Source organism: Leptospira sp. GIMC2001 (assembly GCF_028462125.1).
Taxonomy (GTDB): Bacteria; Spirochaetota; Leptospiria; order Leptospirales; family Leptospiraceae.
In genome coordinates this window covers 1,605,418-1,631,975 of record NZ_CP115468.1, presented here as the reverse complement: position 1 = coordinate 1,631,975, position 26,558 = coordinate 1,605,418, and the positions used below count along the sequence as shown (strand labels likewise).

28 protein-coding genes and 1 tRNA gene are annotated in these 26,558 nt (G+C 34.4%); 15 read left to right on the top strand and 14 right to left on the bottom strand.

The window, feature by feature from the left end; translation table 11 throughout:
- The first annotated feature begins 19 nt into the window (after positions 1 to 19).
- From O4O04_RS08915 to O4O04_RS08900, 4 genes are all read left to right on the top strand, one after another.
- Positions 20 to 1,342 carry a radical SAM protein gene (locus O4O04_RS08915; RefSeq protein ID WP_272535521.1) on the top strand — a complete coding sequence of 441 codons (1,323 nt, stop codon included), beginning with the start codon at positions 20 to 22 and terminating at the stop codon, positions 1,340 to 1,342.
- A gap of 15 nt (positions 1,343 to 1,357) precedes the next feature.
- Positions 1,358 to 2,491, top strand: a complete 1,134-nt coding sequence (locus tag O4O04_RS08910) for a 2-dehydropantoate 2-reductase (RefSeq protein WP_272535519.1) — start codon at positions 1,358 to 1,360, stop codon at positions 2,489 to 2,491.
- Between the two features lie 47 nt (positions 2,492 to 2,538).
- Positions 2,539 to 2,787: a CDGSH iron-sulfur domain-containing protein gene (locus O4O04_RS08905; protein ID WP_272535517.1), complete on the top strand. Its 249-nt coding sequence runs from the start codon at positions 2,539 to 2,541 to the stop codon at positions 2,785 to 2,787.
- An 82-nt stretch (positions 2,788 to 2,869) separates the two neighbouring features.
- Positions 2,870 to 2,942: transfer RNA gene (locus O4O04_RS08900), tRNA-Phe, on the top strand.
- A gap of 75 nt (positions 2,943 to 3,017) precedes the next feature.
- Here O4O04_RS08900 and O4O04_RS08895 read toward each other — a convergent pair.
- From O4O04_RS08895 to msrA, 4 genes are all read right to left on the bottom strand, one after another.
- Positions 3,018 to 3,257, bottom strand: a complete 240-nt coding sequence (locus tag O4O04_RS08895) for a hypothetical protein (protein ID WP_272535516.1) — start codon at positions 3,255 to 3,257, stop codon at positions 3,018 to 3,020.
- A gap of 117 nt (positions 3,258 to 3,374) precedes the next feature.
- Positions 3,375 to 4,136: an ABC transporter permease gene (locus O4O04_RS08890; protein WP_272535515.1), complete on the bottom strand. Its 762-nt coding sequence runs from the start codon at positions 4,134 to 4,136 to the stop codon at positions 3,375 to 3,377.
- Positions 4,133 to 5,068, bottom strand: a complete 936-nt coding sequence (locus tag O4O04_RS08885) for an ABC transporter ATP-binding protein (RefSeq protein ID WP_272535514.1) — start codon at positions 5,066 to 5,068, stop codon at positions 4,133 to 4,135. The genes O4O04_RS08890 and O4O04_RS08885 overlap by 4 nt, the downstream gene beginning before the upstream one ends.
- Before the next feature lie 76 nt (positions 5,069 to 5,144).
- On the bottom strand, positions 5,145 to 5,816 hold the full coding sequence (gene msrA / locus O4O04_RS08880; protein WP_272535513.1) for a peptide-methionine (S)-S-oxide reductase MsrA: 672 nt from the start codon (positions 5,814 to 5,816) through the stop codon (positions 5,145 to 5,147).
- 173 nt (positions 5,817 to 5,989) lie between these two features.
- On the opposite strand from msrA, the gene O4O04_RS08875 reads away from it, so the two are divergent.
- Positions 5,990 to 6,370, top strand: a complete 381-nt coding sequence (locus O4O04_RS08875) for a hypothetical protein (RefSeq protein WP_272535512.1) — start codon at positions 5,990 to 5,992, stop codon at positions 6,368 to 6,370.
- 9 nt (positions 6,371 to 6,379) lie between these two features.
- On the opposite strand, the gene O4O04_RS08870 is transcribed toward O4O04_RS08875, so the two are convergent.
- Together O4O04_RS08870 and O4O04_RS08865 are read right to left on the bottom strand one after the other, a co-directional pair.
- Complete coding sequence (locus O4O04_RS08870) at positions 6,380 to 7,147, bottom strand: hypothetical protein (RefSeq protein ID WP_272535511.1); 768 nt, start codon at positions 7,145 to 7,147, stop codon at positions 6,380 to 6,382.
- Positions 7,144 to 8,064: a prenyltransferase gene (locus O4O04_RS08865; protein ID WP_272535510.1), complete on the bottom strand. Its 921-nt coding sequence runs from the start codon at positions 8,062 to 8,064 to the stop codon at positions 7,144 to 7,146. The genes O4O04_RS08870 and O4O04_RS08865 overlap by 4 nt, the downstream gene beginning before the upstream one ends.
- A 124-nt stretch (positions 8,065 to 8,188) precedes the next feature.
- Here O4O04_RS08865 and O4O04_RS08860 point away from each other — a divergent pair, with 124 nt between their 5' ends.
- The 7 genes from O4O04_RS08860 to O4O04_RS08830 all read left to right on the top strand — a co-directional run bounded on the left by O4O04_RS08860 (position 8,189) and on the right by O4O04_RS08830 (position 15,368).
- The gene (locus O4O04_RS08860; RefSeq protein WP_272535509.1) at positions 8,189 to 9,124 is read left to right on the top strand and encodes an ABC transporter ATP-binding protein; all 936 of its coding nucleotides are present in this window, start codon (positions 8,189 to 8,191) and stop codon (positions 9,122 to 9,124) included.
- A gap of 12 nt (positions 9,125 to 9,136) precedes the next feature.
- Positions 9,137 to 9,916, top strand: a complete 780-nt coding sequence (locus tag O4O04_RS08855) for an ABC transporter permease (protein WP_272535508.1) — start codon at positions 9,137 to 9,139, stop codon at positions 9,914 to 9,916.
- A 44-nt stretch (positions 9,917 to 9,960) separates the two neighbouring features.
- Positions 9,961 to 10,875 (top strand): prenyltransferase, encoded by a 915-nt coding sequence (locus O4O04_RS08850; RefSeq protein WP_272535506.1) that lies wholly within the window; start codon positions 9,961 to 9,963, stop codon positions 10,873 to 10,875.
- Positions 10,872 to 11,570 (top strand): lycopene cyclase domain-containing protein, encoded by a 699-nt coding sequence (locus tag O4O04_RS08845; RefSeq protein ID WP_272535505.1) that lies wholly within the window; start codon positions 10,872 to 10,874, stop codon positions 11,568 to 11,570. The genes O4O04_RS08850 and O4O04_RS08845 overlap by 4 nt, the downstream gene beginning before the upstream one ends.
- A gap of 91 nt (positions 11,571 to 11,661) precedes the next feature.
- Complete coding sequence (gene coaE, locus O4O04_RS08840; RefSeq protein WP_272535504.1) at positions 11,662 to 12,258, top strand: dephospho-CoA kinase; 597 nt, start codon at positions 11,662 to 11,664, stop codon at positions 12,256 to 12,258.
- 122 nt (positions 12,259 to 12,380) lie between these two features.
- Complete coding sequence (locus O4O04_RS08835) at positions 12,381 to 12,956, top strand: SPOR domain-containing protein (protein ID WP_272535502.1); 576 nt, start codon at positions 12,381 to 12,383, stop codon at positions 12,954 to 12,956.
- Positions 12,957 to 13,043: 87 nt separating this feature from the next.
- A complete protein-coding gene (locus O4O04_RS08830; protein WP_272535501.1) occupies positions 13,044 to 15,368 on the top strand; it encodes a YhjD/YihY/BrkB family envelope integrity protein in 2,325 nt (774 codons plus the stop codon).
- Between the two features lie 69 nt (positions 15,369 to 15,437).
- Here O4O04_RS08830 and O4O04_RS08825 read toward each other — a convergent pair whose 3' ends face one another.
- Positions 15,438 to 15,830 carry a TIGR04452 family lipoprotein gene (locus tag O4O04_RS08825; protein ID WP_272535500.1) on the bottom strand — a complete coding sequence of 131 codons (393 nt, stop codon included), beginning with the start codon at positions 15,828 to 15,830 and terminating at the stop codon, positions 15,438 to 15,440.
- 518 nt (positions 15,831 to 16,348) lie between these two features.
- The gene (locus tag O4O04_RS08820) at positions 16,349 to 17,506 is read right to left on the bottom strand and encodes a serine hydrolase domain-containing protein (RefSeq protein ID WP_272535499.1); all 1,158 of its coding nucleotides are present in this window, start codon (positions 17,504 to 17,506) and stop codon (positions 16,349 to 16,351) included.
- Between the two features lie 178 nt (positions 17,507 to 17,684).
- Between O4O04_RS08820 and O4O04_RS08815 the strand changes: the two genes are divergently transcribed.
- Positions 17,685 to 18,401 carry a lysophospholipid acyltransferase family protein gene (locus O4O04_RS08815; protein ID WP_272535497.1) on the top strand — a complete coding sequence of 239 codons (717 nt, stop codon included), beginning with the start codon at positions 17,685 to 17,687 and terminating at the stop codon, positions 18,399 to 18,401.
- 51 nt (positions 18,402 to 18,452) lie between these two features.
- Here the strand turns inward: O4O04_RS08815 and O4O04_RS08810 are convergent, their stop codons facing one another.
- Positions 18,453 to 18,815 carry a hypothetical protein gene (locus O4O04_RS08810; RefSeq protein WP_272535496.1) on the bottom strand — a complete coding sequence of 121 codons (363 nt, stop codon included), beginning with the start codon at positions 18,813 to 18,815 and terminating at the stop codon, positions 18,453 to 18,455.
- Positions 18,802 to 19,431, bottom strand: coding sequence for a hypothetical protein (locus O4O04_RS08805; protein ID WP_272535495.1), 630 nt, complete (start codon positions 19,429 to 19,431; stop codon positions 18,802 to 18,804). The genes O4O04_RS08810 and O4O04_RS08805 overlap by 14 nt, the downstream gene beginning before the upstream one ends.
- A gap of 214 nt (positions 19,432 to 19,645) precedes the next feature.
- Between O4O04_RS08805 and O4O04_RS08800 the strand changes: the two genes are divergently transcribed.
- Entirely contained in the window at positions 19,646 to 20,323 is a 678-nt protein-coding gene (locus tag O4O04_RS08800) for a TetR/AcrR family transcriptional regulator (RefSeq protein WP_272535494.1), read from the top strand.
- Positions 20,324 to 20,348: 25 nt separating this feature from the next.
- On the opposite strand, the gene O4O04_RS08795 is transcribed toward O4O04_RS08800, so the two are convergent.
- The 4 genes from O4O04_RS08795 to O4O04_RS08780 all read right to left on the bottom strand — a co-directional run bounded on the left by O4O04_RS08795 (position 20,349) and on the right by O4O04_RS08780 (position 24,409).
- Entirely contained in the window at positions 20,349 to 21,695 is a 1,347-nt protein-coding gene (locus O4O04_RS08795; protein WP_272535493.1) for a sensor histidine kinase, read from the bottom strand.
- Between the two features lie 9 nt (positions 21,696 to 21,704).
- Complete coding sequence (locus O4O04_RS08790; protein ID WP_272535492.1) at positions 21,705 to 22,733, bottom strand: DUF6242 domain-containing protein; 1,029 nt, start codon at positions 22,731 to 22,733, stop codon at positions 21,705 to 21,707.
- Between the two features lie 3 nt (positions 22,734 to 22,736).
- Positions 22,737 to 23,654 carry a DUF5683 domain-containing protein gene (locus tag O4O04_RS08785; RefSeq protein ID WP_272535490.1) on the bottom strand — a complete coding sequence of 306 codons (918 nt, stop codon included), beginning with the start codon at positions 23,652 to 23,654 and terminating at the stop codon, positions 22,737 to 22,739.
- A 170-nt stretch (positions 23,655 to 23,824) separates the two neighbouring features.
- Positions 23,825 to 24,409: an adenylate/guanylate cyclase domain-containing protein gene (locus O4O04_RS08780; RefSeq protein WP_272535489.1), complete on the bottom strand. Its 585-nt coding sequence runs from the start codon at positions 24,407 to 24,409 to the stop codon at positions 23,825 to 23,827.
- A gap of 312 nt (positions 24,410 to 24,721) precedes the next feature.
- Here O4O04_RS08780 and O4O04_RS08775 point away from each other — a divergent pair, with 312 nt between their 5' ends.
- Positions 24,722 to 26,314, top strand: coding sequence for a hypothetical protein (locus O4O04_RS08775; RefSeq protein WP_272535488.1), 1,593 nt, complete (start codon positions 24,722 to 24,724; stop codon positions 26,312 to 26,314).
- Positions 26,315 to 26,558: the final 244 nt, after the last annotated feature.

Genomic DNA, 26,558 nt, shown 5'->3' with positions numbered 1-26,558 from the left:
TAAAGTCTAGATAAGCAAAATGGCAACCATTCAAACTAATACAATCAGACAACCTTCCTCCTTAGAGCTTCTCGAAGAAATGGAACGAAAATATAAATCCATTCCGATCGAAGCAATCGTAAAACAAGATATCTTGAGACAAGGAATTCATTTTCTTCCAGAATCTTTTAAAATTGGTAAGGATTATAAATCTAAAGACTATTTTATTTTCTCATTCGATCATACTCCCCTCGCAGATTTAGTTGATGGTGCCGATACACAAGCTCCAGAAGAAATCCGAATCCAAGGTGGACATTTTGCACTGAAACCTACAGTGATATCGACTCGAAACAATGCTAATTCACCGTATAAGATGAAATTGGTAGATGGAATTCCAACTCTCTTTTTGTATGAAACCAATCTAGGTAACGCAGCTTATCCGCCAAAACCTGCATGGTATCGCCATAAAACAAAGTCTGGAAAATTTCCAGGCGAGATTGCACCGGTCATTGAATGGGGTTATCTTATCTATCTTACAGTTTTTCGAAACTGTCAATATTTTGGAAAAGAAGAAGAATGTGCATACTGTGACATCAATCATAACTACCGACAACAAAAGGGAGCTGGACGACCTTACACTGGAGTCAAGGATGTAGAAGACCTCATCGAAGTTTTGTCATGGATAGATGCTGAAGATGAAGTAGCAAAAGTATACACTATAACCGGCGGTTCAGTCCTAACCCAACTTAAGAAAAAAAATGAAGTAGATTTTTATTTGCAATATCCTCAGGCAATAGAAACTAAATTTCCAGGTCGTTGGATGGGTAAGTTGGTTGCTCAAGCTTTTGAGAAAGACGACTGCAAAAAATTCAAAGATTCAGGAATCCAAATCTATCATCCTAACTATGAAGTATGGGATCGTGAACTATTCAAAAAAATATGTCCTGGCAAAGAAGCATGGATTGGATATGATACATGGATCAGAAGAGTTGTTGATTCTGCAGAAGTATTCGGTGCAGAAAATGTAATTCCGAATTTTGTTGGAGGAGTGGAACTATCTCAACCATATGGTTTCAAAACTGTAGCAGAGGCTATACGATCCACTGGTGAAGGTTTGGATTTTTTTATGTCTAAGGGAATTGTTCCTAGATTTACCGCTTGGTGTCCTGAACCTTTTACTACTTTAGGGACGCAGGCAGGTCCCCCATTGGAATATTTTTGTGAACTTCTCACAGTGTGGAAAGAAACATTTGAGAAATACAATCTCCCGACGCCTCCTGGATATGGAGATCCGGGTCCTGGTAAGGCTGTATTTAGCGTCTCCGCTTTTATGGATGTGATTGGCTATGAGGGAAGAAATTAAAATTAGATTATTCTAATGAAGAAAATTGTTGTTATCGGGTCGGGTGCTGTCGGTGGGTTTTATGGTGGATTGCTTGCTTCAACTGGCAATCAAGTAACTTTTCTCTTACGTTCCGACTACGATTACTGTATGAGATATGGTTTAGAGATTCTGTCGCCATGGGGAGATATCAAACTCATCTCTACGGAACAATTTGTATCCGATATAAACAATAGAACAACCTATCCTGTTGATTTTGTTCAAGATCCAAAATTGTTACCCAGGAATATAGATCTAATAATCATTTGTATCAAGTCAACCGACAATTCATCGCTAGGCGATCTATTAATCAATTATTTATCTAAAAAAACCACTCTGGATCCAGAAACTAGTTCAGACAATCAATCCAAAACAAAAAATTCGAATTCCTCTGTGATCGAACCCGCAGTTCTTTTGATTCAAAATGGAATCGGAACAGAAGAACTCATCTATAAGATTTTGCCCAATTCAAGAATTTTCGCAGGTTTAGCATTTCTCTGTAGCGTTCGGAAATCTCAAGCTGTCATCCAACATATTGATTATGGGGATCTCACAATCGCTGAATACAAACCAGCAAATTCAATGGCGACCCATAATTCGATTGATAAAAAAAATATATCCTCTGTTAAAACAAATCAACCTCACAAGAGAAATGTTGATTCTGGAATGGATTTGGATACTTTAGAATCGATGTTGGTAAAAGCAAAAATTCCTGTAACTTGTGAATCCAACTTAACTCTCGCTAGACTTAAGAAATTGATTTGGAATGTTCCATTTAATGGACTCAGTGTAGTTTACAATTCTCAGACCGATGATATGATGAATGACCCGAAAATTTTGGACTTGGTTAAAAAATTGATGTCAGAAGTCCAACTGATCGCAAAAGCTATGAACCTCGAAATCACCGACTCCTTTATTGCGGACAGGCTTGAACGAACAAGAAAAATGAAACCCTATCCAACCAGCATGAAATTGGATTTCGAAAATCGTCGTCCTATGGAGATTGATGCAATCTACGGAAAATTAATAGAATACGGTTTTTTTTATAATTTGGAAATACCAAATATTACAAAGTTATATGAAAACCTTTGTAAATTAGAGTCTAAGTCCGTAAGCAATCAAGCAAACTGATTCAAAGATTTTGATTCAATAAAATTCAATCCAATAAGAGGTTTATCATGGCAGAAGCACCTATACCAGCTCAGAAATCACCCTATGTTCTTTCGATGGAAGAAGGTTCCAAAAAAATGTGGTGTAGTTGTGGCTACTCATCATCTCAACCATTTTGCGATGGGGCACATGCAAAAAATGAAACAGGCATGAAGCCTTTAAAATATGTTTGTGATTCTTCAGGTGAGGTTGCTTTTTGCGGATGCAAGCAAACCAAGAACCCACCCTTTTGCGATGGATCCCATAATTCTTTATAATATAAATTCTTTAACTGATCTAGAGAATTTTTCGTTTAGATATTTGACAAGCAACCCTGTAAGAAAATACTGACTTTGGAAGGGCCCTGTAGCTCAGTCGGTAGAGCAGAGGACTGAAAATCCTCGTGTCGGCAGTTCGACTCTGTCCGGGGCCATCCACTTTCTTGCATACCGCAGCAAGCAATCAAACCTCCCAGCAATCTCCAAAAGTCGCAGAAATAAACTTTCTATTATTTCGCTTTTCTCTCTTCTCCCATTGCCCATAAACCTAAGAACTCGTTTGCTTCTATCACTTTACACAATTCAGGTTTATACATTTTCTTAACAGGAGGCTTAGGGTAGATATGGATCTCATCCATATCAGGAATGGTCGTAAGCATTCGTAAAATTTTATCCTCGCCTTCAACTTCATAAAAAGTATAAGACATGCCTTTGGATGGGATGATCTGAGATGTTTCAAGATAACGCATACAACTAAAATCTAAGACTAAACCCTCAAGTCAACCGATTTAGATCAGAGACACTTCTTGCAAAAGCATCCAGAAAATAACTTAATGAAGTGAATTCTGATTCCAAATTGAGAGAAACTATTTTCTAATTTTATAACCGGTCTTGAATATTGCCCATACAATCACAAAGCAAATCATAAGAAAAATGCTTATCATAAATATACTTTGATCTACGCTAACGTCCGCTATCTCATAAAAACTCCAACGGAATCCACTCACTAGATAGAGAACTGGATTGAAACGGCTTATGGTTTGCCAAACAGGTGGAAGCATATCGATAGAATAGAAGCTACCTCCCAGAAATACCAAAGGAGTAATGATCAACATAGGAATCACTTGAAGCTTCTCAAAACTGTCCGCCCAAATTCCAATAATAAACCCAAATAAACTAAAGGAAACTGCAGTCAAAATAAGAAAAAACACCATCATAAATGGATGCTTGATCTGAAGAGGAACAAAAAGACTTGCTGTAGCGAGCATGATCAGTCCAAGCATTACAGATTTGGTTGCGGCTGCTCCGACATATCCAATCAAAATTTCTATCATAGAAACAGGAGCTGATAGAATCTCGAAAATCGTTCCTGTAAACTTAGGAAAATAGATTCCAAATGAAGCATTAGAAATACTCTCCGTGAGAATAGAGAGCATAATTAAACCCGGAACGATAAAGGCTCCGTATGAAACTTCCCCAACCTCTGGAATTCTCGATCCGATTGCCGATCCGAAAACCACGAAATACAATGACGTAGATATTACTGGAGATGCTATACTTTGAAATAGCGTTCTAAATGTTCGAGCCATTTCAAATATGTAAATTGATTTGATTGCATATAAATTCATTTTGGTTCCTTCACTAGTTCAACAAAAATTTCTTCTAAAGAACTTTGGATTGTATTGATATCTTTGAATGAAATATTTTCTTTACTAAGTCCATCAAGAAGACTCGTGATTCCATTCTGCCTACTTTGTGTATCATAAGTGTATACAAGTTGGCTTCCGTCATTGATAAGCTCTATTGAATATTTCGAAAGTGAATTCGGAATCTCTTTAAGATGAGTGTTAAGATCTAGAATCAATTGTTTGCGGCCAAGCTTACTCATTAGATCTTTCTTGTCTTCGACCAGTATCAACTCACCTTTATTCATAACACCAATTCGATCTGCTACTTCTTCAGCCTCTTCAATATAATGCGTTGTTAAAATGATCGTGACACCGGATGCTTTGAGGTCACGGACAATATTCCACATATCTTTTCTCAATTCCACATCAACGCCTGCAGTTGGCTCATCTAAAAACAAAATTCTCGGTTCGTGAGAAAGAGCCTTTGCAATTAACACTCGCCTTTTCATTCCACCAGATAGAGTAAGAATTTTCTGATCTTTCTTATCCCATAAAGAAAGTGATCGTAATACTTTTTCAAGATAAGCAGAATCAGGTGCCTTACCAAAAAGTCCCCGACTCAACTTGATCGTCGACCAAACAGTCTCAAAAGAATCTGTTGTTAATTCTTGCGGAACCAAACCAATCAATGTTCTTGTAATCCGAAAATCATCTACGATGTCTTTATTAGCTACTTTTATTGAACCTTTCGTCGATTTAACAATACCGCAGATTACAGAAATTAAAGTAGTTTTGCCTGCTCCATTTGGACCAAGGAGAGCAATGATTTCTCCCTCGAAGATGGATAGATTTATATTCTTAAGAGCGCTGAATCCAGATTCATAAGTCTTATATAAATTGCTGATTGTGATGATTTCTTCTGCTTGCTTCATGTTCTCTTGGCAAATTTGCATGCGAGCAAGAATTTACAATCATTTTGCTAAGGACGAATTGTTGAAAATCAGCAAATCACTTCAAATATTCTTTAAATTTTGCTTGGAATTTTCGTAGTCTAGGAATCGAAACACCTTTCACATAAGGATGCGAGGGATTCCTTTTTTCAAAATCCTGATGATATTCTTCAGCCTTCCAGAACTTTTTGTACGGTAAAACTTCAGTAGCAATAGGTAGATCATATTCTTGAGATTTATTTAGCTTGGAGATATAGTCCTCTATCATCTTTTTTTCTTGAGGTGATTGATAGAAAATTATAGAACGATACTGGCTTCCAAAATCAGGATGTTGACCGTTCACAGTGGTCGGATTCTGAGATGCATAGTATGCGCGGATCAAAATTTCAAAACTTACAATCTTCGGATCATAAATTACTTCTACTGCCTCAGCGTGGCTCGTGATTCCCATCGAAACTTGGTTGTATCCTGGATTTTTTTCCTCTCCTCCGGAATAACCTGAGATGACCTCTTCTACACCTCGTATCGATTCATAAATTGCTTCAACGCACCAGAAGCATCCACTTGCGAAGTAAGCAGTTTTGAGGCTTCCAGATTGAAGTCGCTTGCTCAATGATTCTAATTTTTCTTTCTTCATTGAATCGTTAACATCAGCTGAATCATTGCTTGAAGTAAATAAACAAGAAATCAATAGACATATAAACAACGGTGATAGAAGTTTTCTTTTCATTTTATGAATGGTATCCTAATGTATTATATATTAGATTCGTTGCTTAAATCAAAAAGTTACGTATTTTAATATCTAGTGAAGAATATTAAATTAAAAATAGATTTGTAGCTAATTTACAGTTCTACAAAAAGTCTAACAGAAATAAAACATTCTGATCGCTACTTGAGGTAATTATGAAATTCAATTTAATGATCTGCGCATTTATGGGAATATTTGTTTCAAACCTTGTCGCGAATGAAGGCGGATATCTTGGAACACCCGGAAGTGGAACAGGAACTCCCGGTACGAATTATGGAAATGCTAGAGGTGGATTGGGTAAACCTGGAGGTGGCTATGGCAATCCAGGTTCCGGTACGGGAAATCCTGGAACCAATTACGGTAACTCAAGCAGTGGTTACGGAAATCCTGGTGGCGGTTATGGCAATCCTGGTTCTGGCACTGGAAATCCTGGCACCAATTATGGAAACCCAGGCGGTGGATTCGGGAATCCTGGTGGCGGCTATGGCAACCCAGGTTCTGGTGCAGGAAATCCTGGAGGACGAAGAGGTAGATAAATTTTCGAACTAAATTTTGTGTGCGCTCTTATCTTTGTTAGCTGATATATTCAGTTCAAAAGCTCGTTTATTTCGGATTTCTGAATAATCTTTTTTGCATTCTAAGTTCGGATATAACTTCCAAGTTTGTAGCGGCAATTCGTCGTTAGATGCAAGATTTCGCATAAGTAACATTTCATCGTTGTCGGTTCTTGTAAAGTAGAAAGGATTGCGAAAACTATGATCTTCGATTTGACCATACTCTTCGCTATTCTTCTCAATGAGAACTTCCATTTCTTTTCCTCGATTGTTTATATAACTGAGAAATTCGATTCCAAATGGATCTGCTTTAGATGATTCTCGATTTTCTAAATTCATCCATTTAAACCAATCAAATCCATATAAGAAATCATGATAGTATTGAAATCGAATTGAAGACTTACAACCAAACCTCTCATTGATTGAAAGAATCAATTCTAATCTTTGATCGAATTCTGACTTCCAGTCCTCAATCGATTGCTTTTCGCTCATTAAACTTTTACAAAAATAGTCAAAATCCCAAAATATACTTTTTGGAAAATTGATTAGAATAGAATCAATAATCGTAGCAAATTTTTCTGCAAAAATTATAAGCAAGTCGAGATCGGTTTTATCCTGTATCAAATTATCAAAAATACAATAAAATGAATTTGCTGTAATCATATCGGGATTCAAAGAGAATCGATTTTTTACTTTTGAGTCAAAAGTTTCATCAATTGATCCTGCGATCTTTAAAATCTCTGCAGAAGTAGGATTCATAAAATAGCTCGGCTGATCATAATCATGATGGAGAAGACTCCAAACGAAATCCAAATTGATAGATGTAGGTGGTTTTTGAATATATTCAAATTCTTGAATTCGTTTGTATTTGCCAAATTTTCCAAACGAATCGTTTTCCATAAACGATAGATCATATGAACTTGAATTAGGAGCACAATCCACCAAAGATTTTGAAGATAAAAATAGAGAGGGAATAAAAAACCTATTCCAAGTATCTGCAATATCCGAATCAAAATCTTGCTTTTTCTATTTCCGAAATATGTAACGACCGTATTCTTGCCACCAGCTATATCTGATTGTTCATCGCTGAGTCCACTTGCTATAGCACTTGATCCACTAAACATCAAAAAACTTACTATCGCAACAATTGAGATCTCAGAAATTTTATAATAAGATTGAATAGCCATTTGAAAGAGAGGAAGGAAAGCACCTACTCCAAACATTTCTAATAGCTCACCCCCTCCCCTATAATTTAGCTCAATTGGCGGAAAAGAATATATAAAAAAAATACTCAAGCAAAGATATCCGAGAATTGGGATCCAAAAATTATGATTTATGTAGAAGCATATTAGAGATAGACTTAAAACAATTATTCCAGCAACAACTCCAACGTTTAAAACATGACTTGGCTTCAAAATTTTATCTGGAATGGTTTTTAGAGAATTGTATTCTGGAAACATGGATCGCTTAATTCCATCAACACGCATATCTGCATAATCATTCAGAAGAACGATGTAGATAGTTAGAAAGATTGTAATTCCTAGACCTATTATAAAAAATTTCCAATAGTTCTCATTTGATTCGTAAGCTAAAGCTTGTCCGAGTAAGAATGGAATCAATAACTTAGGCCAACTATTTAATTTAAATGCAAAAATCCAGTTTCGATAATCAATCATTTTAATCTTGAATCTTGTTTATTAAAGCAATAAACTTCTTTCATTATTCAATATGGATTTAGATTCTTATTTCATATAGTATAATTTTGGCTCTAAGGTTAAATTTTACCTATAGAAAAAACGAATGAAATCTCCTATCCTAGAAGTTGAATCCCTTTGCAAACAGTATCATTCTACAATTGCACTAAATAATATATCATTTAGTTTAGAAAAAGGAGAGATTTTAAGTCTTATCGGTCCTAATGGTGCGGGAAAAACCAGCCTAATCAAAATAATTGCCGGAATTTCTAAACCCAATTCAGGATCAGTAAGAACATCTGCGAATGATCAGGCAAAATCTATATGGCAAATAATTGGATATTGCCCTCAACAAAATGTCTTTTGGCCAAATCTCAATTGCTTAGAACAAGTAATGATTATGGCTAAAATGTATTCAGTTCAAGTGACAGACATAGAAGCTCATTGTAAATCAATTCTGTCAGATCTGGGTCTTGGAAATAAATTAATGTCAAAAGCCATCACACTTTCCCATGGAATGCAAAAAAGATTGAGCATAGCTCTATCCATAGTTCATTCACCCAGTATATTGATTTTGGACGAGCCTTCGGCTGGACTCGATCCATATAGTCGCAGATTTCTAAGAGATTTTCTGAACAAGTTGCACACCGAAAAAATGGTAACTATCATTGTCTCAACTCATGAATTAACAGAAGCAGACGTTTTCTCAACAAAAGTAGCTATTATGAATCAGGGCAAATTATTAAAATTCGGTAAAGCCAATGAACTAAAAGCAAGTTTAGGTGGACGATTTGTTCTTGAAATTCCAAACTTACCCGAACTAAATCATCTATCGGATGCATTTTCTAAATATAAAAATCAATCAAGCAGTTCATACAATGATAAGCATGTATTTTATTATGAGGATCTAGATTCTCTGATTCATTCTGATATATTCAAATTGGAAAACATTTCAAATGGAGAGATTCCTTACACGGTAAGGCCCGTATCTCTTGAGGATGTTTTTTATTCTTTTGTCAAAGAAGATCAAGCGGATTATTGAGTCGGGATAATAATGAAACAATTCAATTCAATACTTTACCTTTTTTTTAGGCAAGCTAGTTCAGATAAAATGAATCTTGCGCTAACTTTACTCACTACTCCTTTTTTTATTCTATTCTATTGGCTTATCTTTACATCCGAATCAAGCGATGCCAATACTGTAAATAACAGCAGCTTTGAGAATTTCATTCCTGGACTTTTGGTTTTCTCAATGATTATGATCGTTTTCTCTTCCGCAATAGCAATTACTTCCGAAAAAGTTAACGGAACACTTCTGCGAATTCAAATGACAGGAATCTCCGAGTCCCAAATTGCTTTTGGATTTGGTTTAGTTCAATTTTCAATTGCCTGGATTGCTTTTTTACTTAGTTTACTTGTAGCATATATGGTTGGCTTTGATAAAATCTGGCAGGATAATTCTTTTTTAATATTCGCAAGCTTGAATATGATTTGCATGATCGCAATTGGGATCATCCTCGGAGCCATTTCGAACTCAATAAACCGAGCATTTCTTATTGCAAGTATGGTGATGTTTTTGCTATTACTTTTTTCTGGAATCGTTTTTCCAAAACCGAACATCATTTTCAAAGTTTCAATTTTGCCGAATCAAGAATTCTATGCTTTTGATATACTTCCAACATCTCTAACGATATCTTCCTTTAGAAAAATTCTAAATGCAAATAATACTTTCATTGATCTCAAATATGACCTTGGATTTCTATTTTTGCAATCGATTTTCTACTCGACTTGCAGTTACATAGTATTTAGATTCAAATCAAGATCAGAATCTTGACGTTTTAAAATTATATTTAGTGTAAGTTATAAATTATTTATTTCATGAGCAATTTCTTAAAAACTATTTCCATTTGGATCAAAGCATCCAGACTTCCATCCCAATCATATATATTTTTTCCTATTTTTCTGGGACAGTCCTTAGCATATTCACTGTCAGGTAATTGGAATCAAGAAATTTTTATTCTTATGACGATGTATGGGATATTCATTCAATTATTTATTGTGTATGGCAATGATTGTGCAGATTATGAGACCGATAAACTAAATCAAGACTATACGATTTTTTCTGGTGGATCAAGAGTTCTTGTTGATGGCAATTTAACAAGACCAGTCTTAATGAAAGCAACGGCGATAATGGTTGCGCTTTGTTTTGCAATAGGGATTCTATTACATTCTTTTTTTCATTTAAAATATTCGTATATTTTCATTTTTTCATCTGTTTTGCTTTTGTTTCTATATTCTTATCCACCTGGTAAATTTTCTTATAGAGGTGGGGGTGAGTTTTTGCAAACTCTGGGTGTCAGCACAATCCTACCAGTTTTCGGGTTCTATTCTCAATCTCAGAACCTATTCAATTTTCCGTATTTGATTTTGCTCATTTTGGTTCCTACGCATTTGGCTTGTGCGATTGCAACCTCACTTCCCGATAGAAATTCCGATTTCATATCCCATAAAAAAACTATAGCTGTTATTTATGGATTGAAAAATGCAAAGTTTATCATTATTTTATTGAATTTGTTAACCATCAGTTTTTGGATTTTCTGTTACCTTTATTTGCCTAATTGGAATTTGAATCTTCTTTGGATAATCATTCCAATAATTGCGATTCTCACATCTTTATTTTTTATTCAATCAGAACCGGGCAATATTGAGTTGAGCATTTTTGTATTTTTGAATCTGCTTTGCACTATTGGTATCACGGCGGGACTCGCATTCCATTTTCGTTTTATGATATGAGTTACAATTTCCTCACTCTATCTATCATTTTATTAATTCCAGGATTGGTGATTTTCTATTTCCGAAAAGATCTTAGAAAACCAATTTATAGGATGTCCTTCATCTCCACTCCTTTCGCTCTAACAGAAAGATATTTCTATCCAAGTTATTGGGAACCGGAATTTCTTTTCGATCTCATTCATAAGATCGGTTTCGGAATAGAAGATATAATTTTTGTAATTGGACTCGCAGCTTGTACTTCAACTGCTTACCCTTTCGCATTCAATATGACTTATACCAAGAACCATCAGGCTAGCAATAGATCCATTCGTTCATTGGGTCTATTGAGATTTAGTATTTTGGGAACTTCAATTTTGATTGCAGTTTATTTTTCAGTCTTTTTTGAAATTCCGATAATTTACTCGACTCTTGCAATCATGGCAGTAATAAGCATTTGGATCATTACTATTCGAAAAGATCTACTGCTTCCGGCAATTCATGGTTTATGGATAACAACTACAATATATTCATCTATCTGCATACTCATCGATATGATTTATCCAAAGATTTTTGTTTTGGTATGGCATACAGAAAAATTCATGAATATTTTCCTTCTAGGAATCCCATTAGAAGAAATTCTCTATGCTGGTCTTTCTGGATTGACAGCTACGATTTTTTATCCGTTTTTGTTTTCACTAAAATTCAAAAAACTTTAGACATTATTTATTTTTTTCCAAAAAAATCTTGTACTTTATTGGTACTTAAATTATTGTCCTCTTAATGGCTTTAGGAAATCCAAATATACTTTTGCTCGGAATTACGGGTGGAGTCGGAACAGGTAAGACTACTGTATCCAAAGCATTTGAAAAACTCGGAGCCAAACGAATCAGCTCTGACGATATTGCTCGCAAATACACAAGCATCGGTTCACCAGTTCGCGAATCTATCATAGATATATTTGGAGAAGAAAGTTTTCCAGAAGGTAGTGATGCTAACCGTTCATTGATTGCAAAATTGACATTCAATGATCCATCAAGAAAAACCAGATTAGAAAAACTTCTTCACCCACTCATACGACGGGACTTCAATTTGGAACTGAATGCAATGCCAGATCATTCTATCGTTGCGTGGGAAGTTCCTTTACTATTTGAAACCGATGCACACACAATCTGCGACGCAAGCCTTTGTGTTTACCTAAGCAAAGAGGAAGCATGGAAAAGAGTAGAAGGACGCGGCGGAATGCCAATGTCAGATTTTGAATTGAGATGGAAATCTCAGATGGATATCGAGAAAAAAAAGTCTCTATCGGATTTCGTAATAATCAACGATAATACCTATGAGGGAATAGAAAAAGCTGTTCTAGACATATACAAAGGATTAGAAAAGAGAGTACACAAGAAATGAGAGAGAAAATATTTTACGTAATCAACTTAGACAATAAACGAATTAGTATGCTGTCGGTCTTTCTACTAGGCCTACTCTTCTCATTCTTTTTTCTCGGCGTATCCGTTGGAAAAGGAAATGCTATGACTCAATCTAATTCCAACAAAGAATTGAAAGCCGAACAAGTTGTATCTTCTGAAGCGAATTCAATAGAAACAGAAAAAAATCAAGAATCCAAAGAATCTTCTGTATCTCAGGACACAACTCAAGAACCTATCCAATTGGCCAATAGAGGAAATTCACCAGACCCAATGGTTGCGAGTGAGATGAATCCGGAAAAAGCTGAAGTGATTGACCTTCAAAAAAATATTCCAGCTGAAAATGTTGAGCGCCAAGAAATTCTTCACAAAAATTCCAGAACAGTTGTCCCGCATTCCAAGACTTCTAAAATTGTGAGCTCAAAAACTGATACCAAATCTGGGAAGTATACAATTCAACTTGCAGCATTCTCACAAAAATCTATGGCAGATAATTATAAAGTTAAGGTTGCCGCAGACAATAAGAAATTGGGTCAGAAAGCCTTTGTAACTAAAAAGAAAAACCTTTATCTAGTTCGAATTGGACAATCTTCCAACATGGATGAACTGAAAAATTTGATCAGTAAATTAAATGTTTCTTCCGCTATCAAAAAGCAAGCTATCGTAGTTCTGAATATTTAAAATTACCTCTCTTAGATTTTCTTCCAGGCAAGGCACTAAATTGCATTGACGATTTAGGAGCCTTGCTTTTTTTATTTTAGACACAATATGAAAGAAAAATTAATGAAGCTATGGACGAACATTTGGGAGAAAGATCCAAATAATTCCAAAAAATCCTTAGGAAAAAGTATTATTAGACTTTTTTTTTCAGCTACTGATCGTTTCACAAAAGATGAAGATCTCATTCGTGCAGCATCTATAAGCTATGCAATTATTGTAAGTTTTATTCCAACCTTAATCGTTGGACTATTAATCGCTGCAAATTTTATAAATATAAAAGATTATGAAGAGCTAGCCAAAGAATACATAAGAAAGAATGGCATCCCTATGGATGTTAGCACATATTTTAATGTAATATATGAATTATTGAATAATACTGCAGCTCTTACCGGTATTGGTTTTCTTTTTGTTTTATTCTCTACCACATCAGTTCTTAGAAATCTAGAAGATGCCATGAATAAAATCTGGCATGTAAAAAAGAAAAGACCATTTATTCAAAAAGTAGCAGAATTCGTAATGGTTGTAGTTTTTGGACCCTTGCTTTTGGCGATCGGATTGTCTACAGGTCAATCTCTGCTTAGTGAATTTTCTGCGCCTACTCTATTAAATCTAAGAATGGATTCTGAAAAAGAATTTATTGTTGGTGAGAAACATGTTTATCTCAAAAAAGATAAAAACAACAATTGGGTATATTCGAATATTCTGGATAAAATAGATTATGACTTTCAAAAACCACCCATCGTTTTTGATATAGACCAAAATACTGTTTTGAATGAGAACCAACTTCAGAACATTCTTCACAAAATTACGAAAGCATCTAAGCAAGATCTACGTACTAGTTCATTTACCGACATGTCGATCGTTGATAAAAATCTATATATCATCACAGATAACGGAACAATGATCTATTCTCGTGACAATGGAAAATTCTGGATGGCGAGAAAGTTCCAACGAAAGCAATTGAATTTGGTGCTAAAAGCTAGTTTTAAAAGAATCAAAATGTTCAATGATAAAGATGGAGTGATTATTGGGAAAAATGGATTAATTCTTCAGACTAGTGATGCTGGAGAAAATTGGAGTCCTAGACTCATGAAAGATCTCAAAGAAGATTTAAACGATATTGCTGAAATCAAACCAGGTGAATATTTAGTGGTAGGAGAAAACTTCACATCACTTATAACTAAAGACTTCGGCAAAACCTGGAAACTATACGAACCTCTAACAAAAATAAACACATTCGAAAAAGAAAGTTTGAATGATATCGACATCATTGGAGATTCGATTTTTATTTGTGGAGATGCCGGTGCAATTCTCACATCTAAAGATCTGGGACGAACTTGGTTTAAGAAAAATATTGGATTCAAAAAAATTGATTTCTTTGGTATTCATTTCAAGGACGAAAAAAATGGAATCATGGTGGGAGATACAGGTAATATACGTTATACTTTTGATGGTGGAGTTATCTGGAAAAAGGCTGTCTCACCAACCAAACAAGATTTATTCTCTGTTAAATATCTAGAAAAAGAAGATAGATTCTTAGTGTTGGGGGAAAACTATCACCTACTTGCAAATACTCCGACAGATCTTGCAGATTTTTCCATAATGATGAAATCACCCTTTTGGCGAATAGGTGTAACTGCACTCGGGAAATTCATCTTACCATTTTTTGTTTTATGGTTAATTTTCTTTTTTGTTTATAGAATTATGCCTTATACTTTTGTAAAATTCAAAGCTGCAATGGTGGGTGCATTTTGTACATCACTTGCTCTTGTAATATTTATCATTGGATTTCAATTCTATGTTTCATTTTTCTCAGAAGGAAAATTTGCGATTTATGGAACTCTTGCTGCAATTCCTCTAACTCTGCTTTTAATATACGTTTCAACAATTATCATTCTATACGGATGCGAAGTCGCATATCTTGTGCAGCATCCGGATCTAATGTATCTTGCTTATAATAAGCGATCCACAGAAGAACTAGAAAAACGTCAAATCTGGTATGGAATTCAAATCATCCATCTTATCTATCAAAATTTTCATGATGGCAATTCTCCGCTTCAGGACAAAGATATCATGGAAAAATGCAGATTGGAAGAAAATGAATACCAACGCATAATGGAAATTTATCAGAACAATGAAATCATCATACAATCAGAAGACGGATTATGGGCTCCTGCCATTTCAACTGATAACTTAAACCTAGACAAAATAGTAAATCTTCTCTGTCCTGACGGCTATGATATCTTGGACTATGATTCATCCAACAAGTTAGCCAAGAACATGAAAGAAATTTTTGATTTGTATAAAGCGACAAAAAAGGATATTTTTGAAAAAAGAAATCTATCTGAATTTATTACAAAAAAATCTGAATAAATGTTCATGACCCGCTAGATGCACAATTTTGTTTGAGTACCTAGCGAGGATTATCTAAATCAAAATCAATTAAAGATCAATCAAACCGACTTCCTGTAGATCACAAGTTAAGGCAGCTGTCAAAAAATTATCTAGTGTTAAGCTAAAAAGATACAATTGAGTCTTGCAATCTTCAACACTTTCCACTGTGTAGTATTTCGAATCATCGATATTAATCGTAGCATTCAATAATTCACCACTGATCAGTTGGAAGAAGAAAACTGTTCCACCACCTGTTCCGCTTAATGCTCCAGAAGCGCTAAGATAAATCAAATCAGCATTAGCTCCTGCTTCTAAAATTTCTTCACGAGCATCCTCTCCATAAATACCATTTGAATTTAGATCACCAAATCCTGGCAAATTGCAATTTACAGCAAATCCAACTAACAATATCAACATCCAAATCTTTACTTTTACGTTCATTTTTTACCTCAGAATAAAAATTAAATAAATAAACAATCTTGTCAATGTTATTCTACATTTTAACATGCATTTTTCAAAATAAATGCATGTCCATAATACAATTTTTAGTGTGAATTTTGGATAATTGATTTCATTTTCTGTGTAAAATCAACTTTTTAAGAACAAAAAATGATATATCTTAAATTGAGACCATTTAAGATATAATTACCAGCTTCTATTTAATCTGTGATTCAAGCATAAAATTACAAATCTTTTATATAACAGGTAAAAGCAGCTGATAAAAAATTGGACAGAGTAAAATTAAATCCGAGGAATCCTCAGCATCCCAAATTTCATCCGTAGCTTTATCACCAGTTATCGCATTTGGATTCAAAAATCCATTCCCGACTGACTTCAGTTTACAATTATAGGTATACAAAAAGAACAATGGCAATCTTATTTTTTTACAAATGTCTCCCGGATAACAATTTATCCACGATTAGTTATTGTCAATTCCATTTATTAGAATATAGACAATTTCATATGGATTCATAAACCGCTTTACAAAGAGCCAATGTTTTAAGGGGACGATTACGATAGTCCATTTTATTGCAAACATATCCAATGGAAATTTTAGCTTTTGTATCCACAAATCCTAAACTACCCCCCATTCCTGGATGACCGAAGGATTCTGGATTAGGCGAAAACACACCCGTTTCTTCTTTCATGAAACCTAAGCTCCAGGCTAAATTTTTATGAATCACTTCATCATACTTCAAAACTCTTGGAGATGTTAGCTCATCCAGTATCTTCTTAGTTGCAATCTTGATTTTCAAATTCTTACCATTCGTAACAAAAATATTGTATAAGTAAGCGAGACTTCTTGCATCCGCCATTCCATTCGCCCATAATAATTCAGACGTTTGCAAATCCGGATCGTTGAATGCATGAAGTCCTCTAAATCCAATCCAAGGATTCAGATAGGCTCGGGTAGTATTCGTATCTCCCGTTAATATTGCCCGTACAGTTCGTCCTTCAGAATCATTTCTATTGAAAAAATGCGGAATCAAGGACCTGATTCGATCTATCGATGAAACTGGATAAACAGTCGCAACTCTACTTTGATATACCGACGGTAGACCCAAAAATACATTCAATTTCAATTTCTTTGATATTTCACGATTGAAGAAATTACCAGCAGTCTCTCCTGTTATCTGCTTAAATAATTCAGCTGCATATGCCCCCCAAACCTGTGCACCATAAGCTTGTCTATCTGTTTGAATCCATTTGGGTTTCTGACTGATCAAGGCGTTGTACACTTTGTCCGGATTATTCCAAAAATCTTCTATTAACAAATTGCAATCTAATACATGAAGACCAGCTCGATGTTCGAGCAATTCTCTTATCGTAATATTTTCCTTACCTTTGCTTGCAAACTCAGGCCAATATAAAGCGACCTTTTCGTCATAGTTGATTTTCTTTTGGGTAGCAAGGATTAAGAAACAAAGCGAAGTCAAACCTTTAGTCACAGAGAAAACGGGAACTATCGTATCTTCTTCCCATAGAGAAAAAGTATTTTTATCTTTATATCCAGCCCAAAGATCAACTACTTTAGTGCCTTTATGATACACTGTAATTGCAGCCCCGATTTCATCGTGATCTTGAAAATTCTTTTCAAAAGCAGATTGAACTTTCATAAACTGCTTTTTACATTTCCCATTAATATTGATCACGATAGTTCACCTCTAATAACCTTGCATTCGGAAATGACTACAATCTTTGAGATATGATTATTCCATTGCAAGTTATTTGTTCTTTTACAAAAAAGATTTGAATAAAAATCTCAATTAATATTTATTAGTTACTATTCATTATATGTTACCTGCAAATCCGATTAAAAGAACTTTGTATAGAGCGATCACAAGCTTAATCTCATCGTTTGCTGCAATTTTATTAAGTATCTATCAATCTACTTTGGAGTTTATCATAGAAGGTGAAGATCATCTTCGGATCTTACGGACATTACGAAAAAATCATATCGTTGCAATTTGGCATACCTTCGTAGATGGTGCTGTATTTTGTCTCCATCATAGAAATCTCTGTATCTATTCGGACCATCCTAGAACCAAAGAGTATGAACAAAGTGTCACACATTTTGTTCGTGAAATTGGACTCAAGACTCTACGCGCATTAGGTTTCGATGTCTTAGATGCATCACTTGGCAAACAATCTGCGGGAATCATGAACTTTATAAAAAAGATACAGACGGGAACTCCTGCACTCATAGCTCCAGACGGACCGAGCGGGCCAATTTATGAAGCTAAACCCGGTGTTATTTATATGGCAGCAAAAGCTAACAGCTGCATCGTTCCTATTGGTGTAGGTTTCTCAAGAAGGATTGTAAGTTCGAATTGGGATGATTTGAGTTTTCCTCTTCCGTTTTCTAGAGTAGCCTTTGTTGTTGGAGAACCAATAATTCCAACAAGTGATCTGTCCGAAGATTCACTTGCAAAACAGGCAAAAGAACTCGAAGACACCCTAGATCGATTGTGCTTTAGAGCAAACGAAATTCTTTATGGCAAAAAAATCTAAATCTACGAAAATTTAATTATTCTATCAATCATTATATCATAAATTAGATTATTATAAAGGCTTAACAAGCAATAAAGTCATCATAATAAGTGATCCCAAAAACACAGTCATTACAATTGGAACAAAAAGAAGCCAAATAAAATTATTGCTCATAGCAATTGCGAAAAGTAGAAAAATCTGTAGAATGCAAATGAGGATCGTCGCAATCAGTTGAATTTTCTTAAAGGGACGGTTGAGGCGACCTCGATTGAATAATCCCCTCTTTCCCTGCCTTGCAACAGTTCTTCTGTTCGAAACTTTATCGTCTGAGGTAGCAATGCTCGCGTTCTCTGGTTGCAAGAAATCAAAATTGATATTGCCTTTACGAAGAGTTTTTTCTATACTTGCCGGAAGTTCTTCCTCATTTAGTTGCATTGTTTTTCTCCAATGCTTGAGCTAATAAATTTTGGTAATGCTCCACTTCACCTCGAAGAGTCTCAAATCTAAGTGATAAATATCCCGTATATATTCCAACAAGCCAAAAACCACCTAACTTCAAAAATTCGTTCTGAACTCCAGTAATTGCAAAATCCGGATAATGCTCCAAACAAATAACGCCAATATAAAAAATATTCATTACAATTGTTCCAAGAATTGCGATTCTCAATCCGTATCTAAGCCCATTAGATACAATGACTACATAATTTATTACAAAAAACATGCTATCACTTCCCCCTGTCGGAATCATCACAAGGGCAACTGCAAAAAAATCAGCAATCATAGTAAAATATTTTAAAGCAGGACTTAAGCTTGATTTTTTGGAACCTCGCATGAGCAAGATTGTTACACTGATATTAACAATAGCAACAAACAAAGCGACGGAGATAATATAATACCAATTGAAAATGTTTTCTCGTCCAATCTCTATCGAACGTCCTGTTATGAGTAGATAGGATAAATATGGAACAATTATAAAAAAAAGTAACCATCTGACTGAGGACTTGTTCTTCTCATTTCGAATCTCCCAAGCGATTTTTTCAAAATTTTGCATATATTATTGTGCATCCATAATTCGTGATCGAAGACAAAACATGATTGGTCATTTTACCAGATTCTCAAATAGACTGCAAGAAATTTTAAAATGAATCCAGATTCATGAAATCTAAAATCCTTGTGAGAGCTTACAGGGTAAGCCATAAATTCTTAAGCCGTTTCTTTTTGAATTGCAATCTTCAGTTTTGAATTAAATTTTGTATTAAGAAGTTATGGTTGCTCATAAACAAAAAAAAATAAACCGAAAACCATTGAATAAAAGTCGGATACTATCAGCTTCCATTTTAATCGCCGATCGAGATGGAATTGATGCCCTTTCCATGCGAAATGTAGCGAGCCTACTTGGAGTCAAAGCAATGTCTCTTTATAAGCATATTGCGAATAAAGATGAATTGCTTGATGGATTGATCGATATAGTGATATCAGAGATTGAATTGCCCGACTCCGGCTTGAGCTGTAACGAATTCATGAAAAAAAGAGCAATCTCTGCTAGAAAAGTTTTTTTAAAACATAGTTGGGCGCCTGCAGTTCTGGAATCGCGTCTACAATTTAGCAGTATTCGATTAAACTATGCAAATGAGATTATAGGAAAATTAAGGGAAAGTGGTTATACGATTAGTAAAGCCGCACATATATTTATGGTCTTAGATAGTTATATCTATGGTTTTATAATCCAAGAAAAGAATTGGAACCTAGAAGCTAAAAATGAAATGAAGGATTTTGTAACGGAAGAGATGCAATTGGAGATGCAAAAATATCCCTATATCATTGAAATGATGTCGCTTATTCATGGAAAAAAAAATAAAGGGAAAAAGAAAATGATGGATTTAGATTCTGAATTTGAATCAGGGCTTGATGCAATATTAGATGCTTATGAAAGAATGAAGTGAATAAATTCGAAATTTTTTTTAATCATTATAATTTTGGAATTGTAAAATAAAATTTGCTGCCTTGATTCACAATCGACTCAAGCCAAACTCTACCTCCCCAAGATTCAATATTTTTTTTAACGATAGACAATCCAATTCCTGTTCCTCCGTAACTCTCTCGATTGTGCAACCTCTGAAATAAAATGAATATTTTATCGAAATACTCTTCCTCAATTCCGATCCCATTATCCTCAATAGATAATTCCCATTCCGAATTTTTATCCAGAATTCTAATTTGAATGAATGGTGGAGTATCCTCATGAGAATATTTGATAGCATTGTCTAAAAAGCAATGAAGAGTCTGAGTTATAGGAACTGCATAACCTAAAATACTTGGTAAATTATCATATTCTATTATTGCAGATTTTTCCAAAATTATTTTTCTTCTTAAAATACAAAATTCATTCAATATATCATTTAGATTCACTTGTCGAATTGGATCTATAAATTTACCTGCTCGCGAGTATTCAAGAAGATCTAATAGAATCTGCCGCATTCGTTTGGAGCCATCTATAGCATAAAAAATATATTGTTGAGCTTTATCATCTAGTTTATCTTCATATTTGCGCTTCAACTGTTCTAGGAAACTTGAAATCATACGCAGAGGTTCTTGCATATCATGTGAAGCTATAAAGGCAAATTCTTCTAGTTCGACGTTCTTTTTTTTAACATCTTCAATGGATATTTTCAATTGATGATTTTTATGAATCAAACTATCTTGAAGACGAATCTGTTCCTGAACCGTGAGCTCTATTTTTGAAAAAAGAAAAGGCAGCAACATCGAAAATAATGCAGAAAGAAATAGCACATTGGAAGAAATCGCAACCCATTCCATTACAGGGACTTCCATAGATTGATGAACTGGAAATATCTTTAATTGAAGACAGATACCGTAGATAAAACTAAAAATGAGTGTTAGAATAAATGGAAGTTTCGTATTTTTACCTGGAAAAAAAATTAAAATAAAAATCGTAGATGCGAGTAAAAAAACCAATCCAGGTCCATAATTTCCCAATTCTATTAAAAATACAAATGCCAAACAATAAAATAGAAATATAAATATATATTTTCTAATCTGAACTGTTACTCCCGGTAGAAAACCTACCAATAACAAAATCATAAAACAAAAAATATCAAAAATTAAAATAAAGTATAATTCTTTTTGAAGGCATACAATGATTGCGGGAACCATAGCTATAATGCTCAAAGGAATTAATGCAAAAATGCATTTAGCAAATAGATAATCGCTCCAATATTCAAGAGATTCTTGATTTATATTCTTCTTAACGCAATTGCTAAATACTATATCCTGAATTCTATCTTTGATTTGCATATTTATTGGCTAATCTAGATCAGCATAAGCACCTGTCGGATTAGAATTACCGAAATCACTAGAATATACAAAGAGTCTATTATTAAGATATACCATTGTTCCGCTTCTTATGCCAAAAACATTCTGATCATTATAAACCACAGGTTTGCATTGCCAGGTTCTACCAGCGTCTAAACTTCTTGCAAAAGTACTGGTTGTTAATAATGAGTAATCAAAGCTATTTATCGTCGCAAATGCAAAAAGATTTCCAGAAAAATCTCGAACACAAGGTCGCGATCGATCCTCCCCGAAATTCCCATTGTCAACCCTTGTCCAATTCGTTGTGATTGAAGAGCTCACGAAAATATCTGAAAGAGCAGCCGTATCAGAGACGGTATATCCACCGACCATAAAAAATAAATTGCTACCTGACCCACAATATGACAGAAATCGACTAGGAAAAATATTAGTGAAAATCTCATCGAAAAAATTATTTCCTAGGTCCGCTGAACGATGCATCCGTGTTTCAAAAAATGCATAGAGGTCTCCATTGAATCCAATAAAGCAATTAAAGGTTTCGCCGAAAGAACCAACATAGTTCGGATTACTTTGTGTCCAATTTACTCCTTCATCAGTAGATGTATAAATTCTATCTTTACTAGAAGATAAAAATACATAGAATGTATTGTTAGTATAAATCAGGCGATCTAATGCACTACCGAATCCAAATGTATTTCCAATTTCGTTAAAATTGATTCCATCAAAAGATCTAAAGATTTGGTATACAGGATTGCCAACCGAACCGAGATTTACCAATCCATAGATTCGTTTGTCAACCTTGACAACAGATCGAAGCGAATAGTTCATGGGAAATGTATTTAGCAAGATATAATCAGAATCATTTCCGATTCTTGTTACGCCCGAAACAGCAGCAACTATTCCGAGTATTCCCTCAATTTTATTTGGATCTAATGGATTGCCTTCTGGCTTTTCATTTGCTATACAGTTAATAAAAGAGATGGAGAGGAGAATTGCATAGATTATAATATTCTTTCTCATGATCTAAAATCTCCAACTATATTCTAATTGATATATAGTATTATTTTCTACTAATCCATTCTTCCCAAGCATCATCGCTTGATTTCGGGTCGTAAATTCAAAACCTTCTTGTGATTTGAATTCGTTGAGTGATGAACTAGCTGCTAATGAATTCCCTCCAATAAAAAAAGCATCCAAAAGATTTATCAAATATACACCTAATACTATATAGGCTGCTTGATTGGAAGCCCTGGCTGCTTCTTGATAACGATCACCTTTCTCATATATTTGTGGAGTGAGTAAATAAGCACTTCGGCCGGTGGTTGTTGCGATAAATTCTACATTATAATTCTTATATTCCTTGTCGGCGCTACGAAAAGCATTCCATTTCTGATTATAATTTATTAAGGAAGCAACAAATAAAGATGAATACAAACCACCCATCCAATTTCTATCCGAATAGATCTGACCGTAACCTGGGAAAAGCGCTGATCTCAGGATTACATCCCATCTAAAATTCGAATCCAATTCTTCTTTTTTTTCCTTAGGTTTATGGAAAGCTTCCAATGCTTGAATCTTAGAATTTTGATCTTCAACCTTTTTGCCCAATGAATCAATTTTTTCGTTCATTTTCAGCAATTCATTATTTTGAATCTTCAGACTCTCCAAAATTTCCTTCGCGATTTCTGACTCGTTTGCAGCTTCCTTTTTGGGATCAGCAACTTTGATTGTATTCTCTTTTAGCAAATCTAATTCTGATTTTTTTTCAATTTCAGTATTTTGGGATTCTAAACTCGAATCATTTTTATTCTCAGAGTTTGAATCTGATTCAAGACTGGTTTTTTGCTCATCCATTGCTAAATTCTCGGAATCCAAGTTCTCATCAGAAAAAACCCGATTACAGATAATAAAAATCAAAAAAATAAAAATGAAAATTTTCAATTAAAATGCTCCCGCTAAAAGTAACATGAAATAAACCTATTATTTAATTATTTCTAAATTTTAGTCCAGTATTTCTTTATAATGGAAATCTGTATATTTAATTGAATGTTTGTCTATGATAATTCATGTTTCTCGCTAGTTATTAGGCGAATCCTTTAACAAAATATGTTTCAACCAATCCCTTGCCTTTGACATTCACTACCAGAATGAATTCCTATTCGTAATTCCAACTGAATCTTCTGCAAAAATGGATCATTCTTGATGAATTGGTTCATTTCTAACGCAGATTTCACACAGGCAATTGCATGCTCTGAATGAATTTCAGGTATACCTGCAGCTGCCATATAGGCGTCACCAATTGTTTTTATCTTTTCTAAACCGTTTCTTTCCGTTATAGAATCAAATTCTATAAAAATTCTATTCAAAATTTCTACCAAATTCTCTGGCGTAAGTGTTTCGGAAATTTTTGTAAAGCCTACAATATCAGCAAACAAAATTGAGACATTGTCTAAATTTTTAGACAAAATAAAATAGACCAATATGATTAGAAAAGAAATACTTAAGACGAAAGGTTGATAGGCTTGTGGATAAAAATCGAAATACGATTCAACAAAAAAAATCAAAAGACCAATTAAGACTCCCGCAGTTGCCATCGGGATATACAATCTTTTTTTCCTCATAGTTTCATTGTCATCCCCTTTTGCTACACCTAGATTTAAGAATACATCGAAATATTTTTTAATAGTATCAATCATATGGTATTAAACTCAAATTGCATTCGATATTTACCGTTCATAGCAATTTAAGATATGAATTATAAAATATCAAGTCCAAATTTAGTAAATTTTTTTTCTAAATGACAACTCGAAAAGAAATCTGAAATTAGATTCAAAATCATGTGATTAGCTAATTTAGAATAAACTATTTTTTTAAATATAAAATTTTTTATTGTAAAAATGAAATAATCCTTTAAAATAGAGTCAAATTAATTCGCGGGTCACAATAAAGTTTATCTGGATTATTGGATCAAGCTGGTAAGTTGTTTATTGTTTGCTAAAACACCTTTTATGAATAGAAGCAGTCGGATAATTCCCTATTTACTCATTTTATTATTGACCAACATAAAATGTCTTTATTTTCGAGAATCAGACTTAGATCCAAACAGCATTTTTTCTCAAATTCAATTCTTTTCCAGATTATCAACAGTAAGCTCTGAAAGTCAGACTGAATCTTCTCCAGAAATTGAACCTATTCTTACGCGCAGCCTTTCAGGTTATGCTAACGGGACAAAAGCTTTTTTTCAGTGGCATCCTGTACCAAACGCTTCGTCGTATAAATTGTATTATTCTAAGTCATCAACAGTCAATTTAATTGACACCCCACATGCAGAAACAACTGCGCCCTGGATCATCATAGATGGACTTGATACATCTAGCCTCTATCATTTTCAATTGGTAACAATTCTATCTGACAATGCAAAAGTTACTCATAGTCAAAGCTATCCAGCTTACACGAACTCTATTCCATTTGGAACATCTGGTATAGCATCAGCTATAGATATCTCCGCAAGTCAAGGAATTGATTCGGGATTGTATGGAGTTTTGAATATCAATCCTTATACTAACAAAATATATGTTACGTCTCAATTTGGCAATTCACCTGGTGCTAGAATCCCATCACTTTTTACGTGCAATTCTGATGGAACCAACTGTACCTATCGAAATCTTACATTTGGTAATTCTGGATCAGGCGATGTTGTGCGACCACATTCAGCAATTGATTTTCAAAATAATAAAATAATTTATGTTGGTGGAAATAGCGGGGATATTTTTCAACCCGTTATGTTTATTTGTGGACTTGATTCAGATAACTGCAGTTACCAAGATATCTCAGCCGGACAAGGCAACCAATCAGGTCAAATTCCTTTCGTTACAATAAACCCTTTAAATGGCGAACTTTTAACTCTAACTAGAAATCAAAGTGTAACCTTGGGTTCATTGAGTTTATTTAAATGTCTCGAAACTGGCTCCGAATGTATTCATACAGAATTATCAACAGGAGATGCCTATCTATCAACTTTCGAACGCGGTTCTGCATTAGTGAGTCCTTTCAATGATAAATTGTATACAGTTATTTCTGGTTACGGTTCTACCCGTTCTACGATGTATATTTCAGATACTAACGGATTAAATTCTACCTTAATTGATATCGGAAATAATGCACCATCGCCACCGAATTCAAGTGAATCTCCAAGCCTACTCATTGATTATATTAATTCCAAACTAGTCATTGTTACCAAAGGATTCAATAATCGAATAGGAATTATGAATTGCGATCTTGATGGTTCAAATTGTACGTATATAGATATCGGAATAAATTCTCAAGGATTTCAACCGAGCGCTATAATTGACATGATAAATGAGAAAATTCTAATATTCTCAACAGATAGTTCAGCAAGCAATGTTTTAACTTTTTTCAGATGCGAGTTGAATGGAACAGGTTGTACCAGCAGTTTTAACATTTCAGCTAGTGCTGGATTGGGAATAGAATCTGGCTATCGACCGTCCGCTCTGATCGATCCCGTTTCTGGCAAAATTTTAATATCTACTCAGAATTTTGGTAATACGCCAGCGAGCATTCCTTACTTGTTTATTTTCTGACCGGTTTAAAAACCTTACGAATTATAATTTTCTAATAATTGAAAATTCAAACTTAGTATAATTTTTGAGAATTTTGCACGAAATTTCCAGATCAATTTATCTATTTTTTTAAATTCATAAATTGCGCATGATATCTAAAACTCGTGCGAAGGGATGGCCTCCGCAGCGACTTTGGCATTCCATGCTGGCCACTGGGCGCGAGGAGGTAATCGTGGAGCTTGCCGTTCAAGTCCAGTTAGCTGTA

Coding starts and splice junctions, on each gene's coding strand:
- O4O04_RS08915 (WP_272535521.1), top strand. CDS start 20: ATGGCAACCATTCAAACTAATACAATCAGACAACCTTCCTCCTTAGAG.
- O4O04_RS08910 (WP_272535519.1), top strand. CDS start 1,358: ATGAAGAAAATTGTTGTTATCGGGTCGGGTGCTGTCGGTGGGTTTTAT.
- O4O04_RS08905 (WP_272535517.1), top strand. CDS start 2,539: ATGGCAGAAGCACCTATACCAGCTCAGAAATCACCCTATGTTCTTTCG.
- O4O04_RS08895 (WP_272535516.1), bottom strand. CDS start 3,257: ATGCGTTATCTTGAAACATCTCAGATCATCCCATCCAAAGGCATGTCT.
- O4O04_RS08890 (WP_272535515.1), bottom strand. CDS start 4,136: ATGAATTTATATGCAATCAAATCAATTTACATATTTGAAATGGCTCGA.
- O4O04_RS08885 (WP_272535514.1), bottom strand. CDS start 5,068: ATGAAGCAAGCAGAAGAAATCATCACAATCAGCAATTTATATAAGACT.
- msrA (WP_272535513.1), bottom strand. CDS start 5,816: ATGAAAAGAAAACTTCTATCACCGTTGTTTATATGTCTATTGATTTCT.
- O4O04_RS08875 (WP_272535512.1), top strand. CDS start 5,990: ATGAAATTCAATTTAATGATCTGCGCATTTATGGGAATATTTGTTTCA.
- O4O04_RS08870 (WP_272535511.1), bottom strand. CDS start 7,147: ATGAATCCTACTTCTGCAGAGATTTTAAAGATCGCAGGATCAATTGAT.
- O4O04_RS08865 (WP_272535510.1), bottom strand. CDS start 8,064: ATGATTGATTATCGAAACTGGATTTTTGCATTTAAATTAAATAGTTGG.
- O4O04_RS08860 (WP_272535509.1), top strand. CDS start 8,189: ATGAAATCTCCTATCCTAGAAGTTGAATCCCTTTGCAAACAGTATCAT.
- O4O04_RS08855 (WP_272535508.1), top strand. CDS start 9,137: ATGAAACAATTCAATTCAATACTTTACCTTTTTTTTAGGCAAGCTAGT.
- O4O04_RS08850 (WP_272535506.1), top strand. CDS start 9,961: ATGAGCAATTTCTTAAAAACTATTTCCATTTGGATCAAAGCATCCAGA.
- O4O04_RS08845 (WP_272535505.1), top strand. CDS start 10,872: ATGAGTTACAATTTCCTCACTCTATCTATCATTTTATTAATTCCAGGA.
- O4O04_RS08835 (WP_272535502.1), top strand. CDS start 12,381: ATGACTCAATCTAATTCCAACAAAGAATTGAAAGCCGAACAAGTTGTA.
- O4O04_RS08830 (WP_272535501.1), top strand. CDS start 13,044: ATGAAAGAAAAATTAATGAAGCTATGGACGAACATTTGGGAGAAAGAT.
- O4O04_RS08825 (WP_272535500.1), bottom strand. CDS start 15,830: ATGAACGTAAAAGTAAAGATTTGGATGTTGATATTGTTAGTTGGATTT.
- O4O04_RS08820 (WP_272535499.1), bottom strand. CDS start 17,506: ATGAAAGTTCAATCTGCTTTTGAAAAGAATTTTCAAGATCACGATGAA.
- O4O04_RS08815 (WP_272535497.1), top strand. CDS start 17,685: ATGTTACCTGCAAATCCGATTAAAAGAACTTTGTATAGAGCGATCACA.
- O4O04_RS08810 (WP_272535496.1), bottom strand. CDS start 18,815: ATGCAACTAAATGAGGAAGAACTTCCGGCAAGTATAGAAAAAACTCTT.
- O4O04_RS08805 (WP_272535495.1), bottom strand. CDS start 19,431: ATGCAAAATTTTGAAAAAATCGCTTGGGAGATTCGAAATGAGAAGAAC.
- O4O04_RS08800 (WP_272535494.1), top strand. CDS start 19,646: ATGGTTGCTCATAAACAAAAAAAAATAAACCGAAAACCATTGAATAAA.
- O4O04_RS08795 (WP_272535493.1), bottom strand. CDS start 21,695: ATGCAAATCAAAGATAGAATTCAGGATATAGTATTTAGCAATTGCGTT.
- O4O04_RS08790 (WP_272535492.1), bottom strand. CDS start 22,733: ATGAGAAAGAATATTATAATCTATGCAATTCTCCTCTCCATCTCTTTT.
- O4O04_RS08780 (WP_272535489.1), bottom strand. CDS start 24,409: ATGATTGATACTATTAAAAAATATTTCGATGTATTCTTAAATCTAGGT.
- O4O04_RS08775 (WP_272535488.1), top strand. CDS start 24,722: ATGAATAGAAGCAGTCGGATAATTCCCTATTTACTCATTTTATTATTG.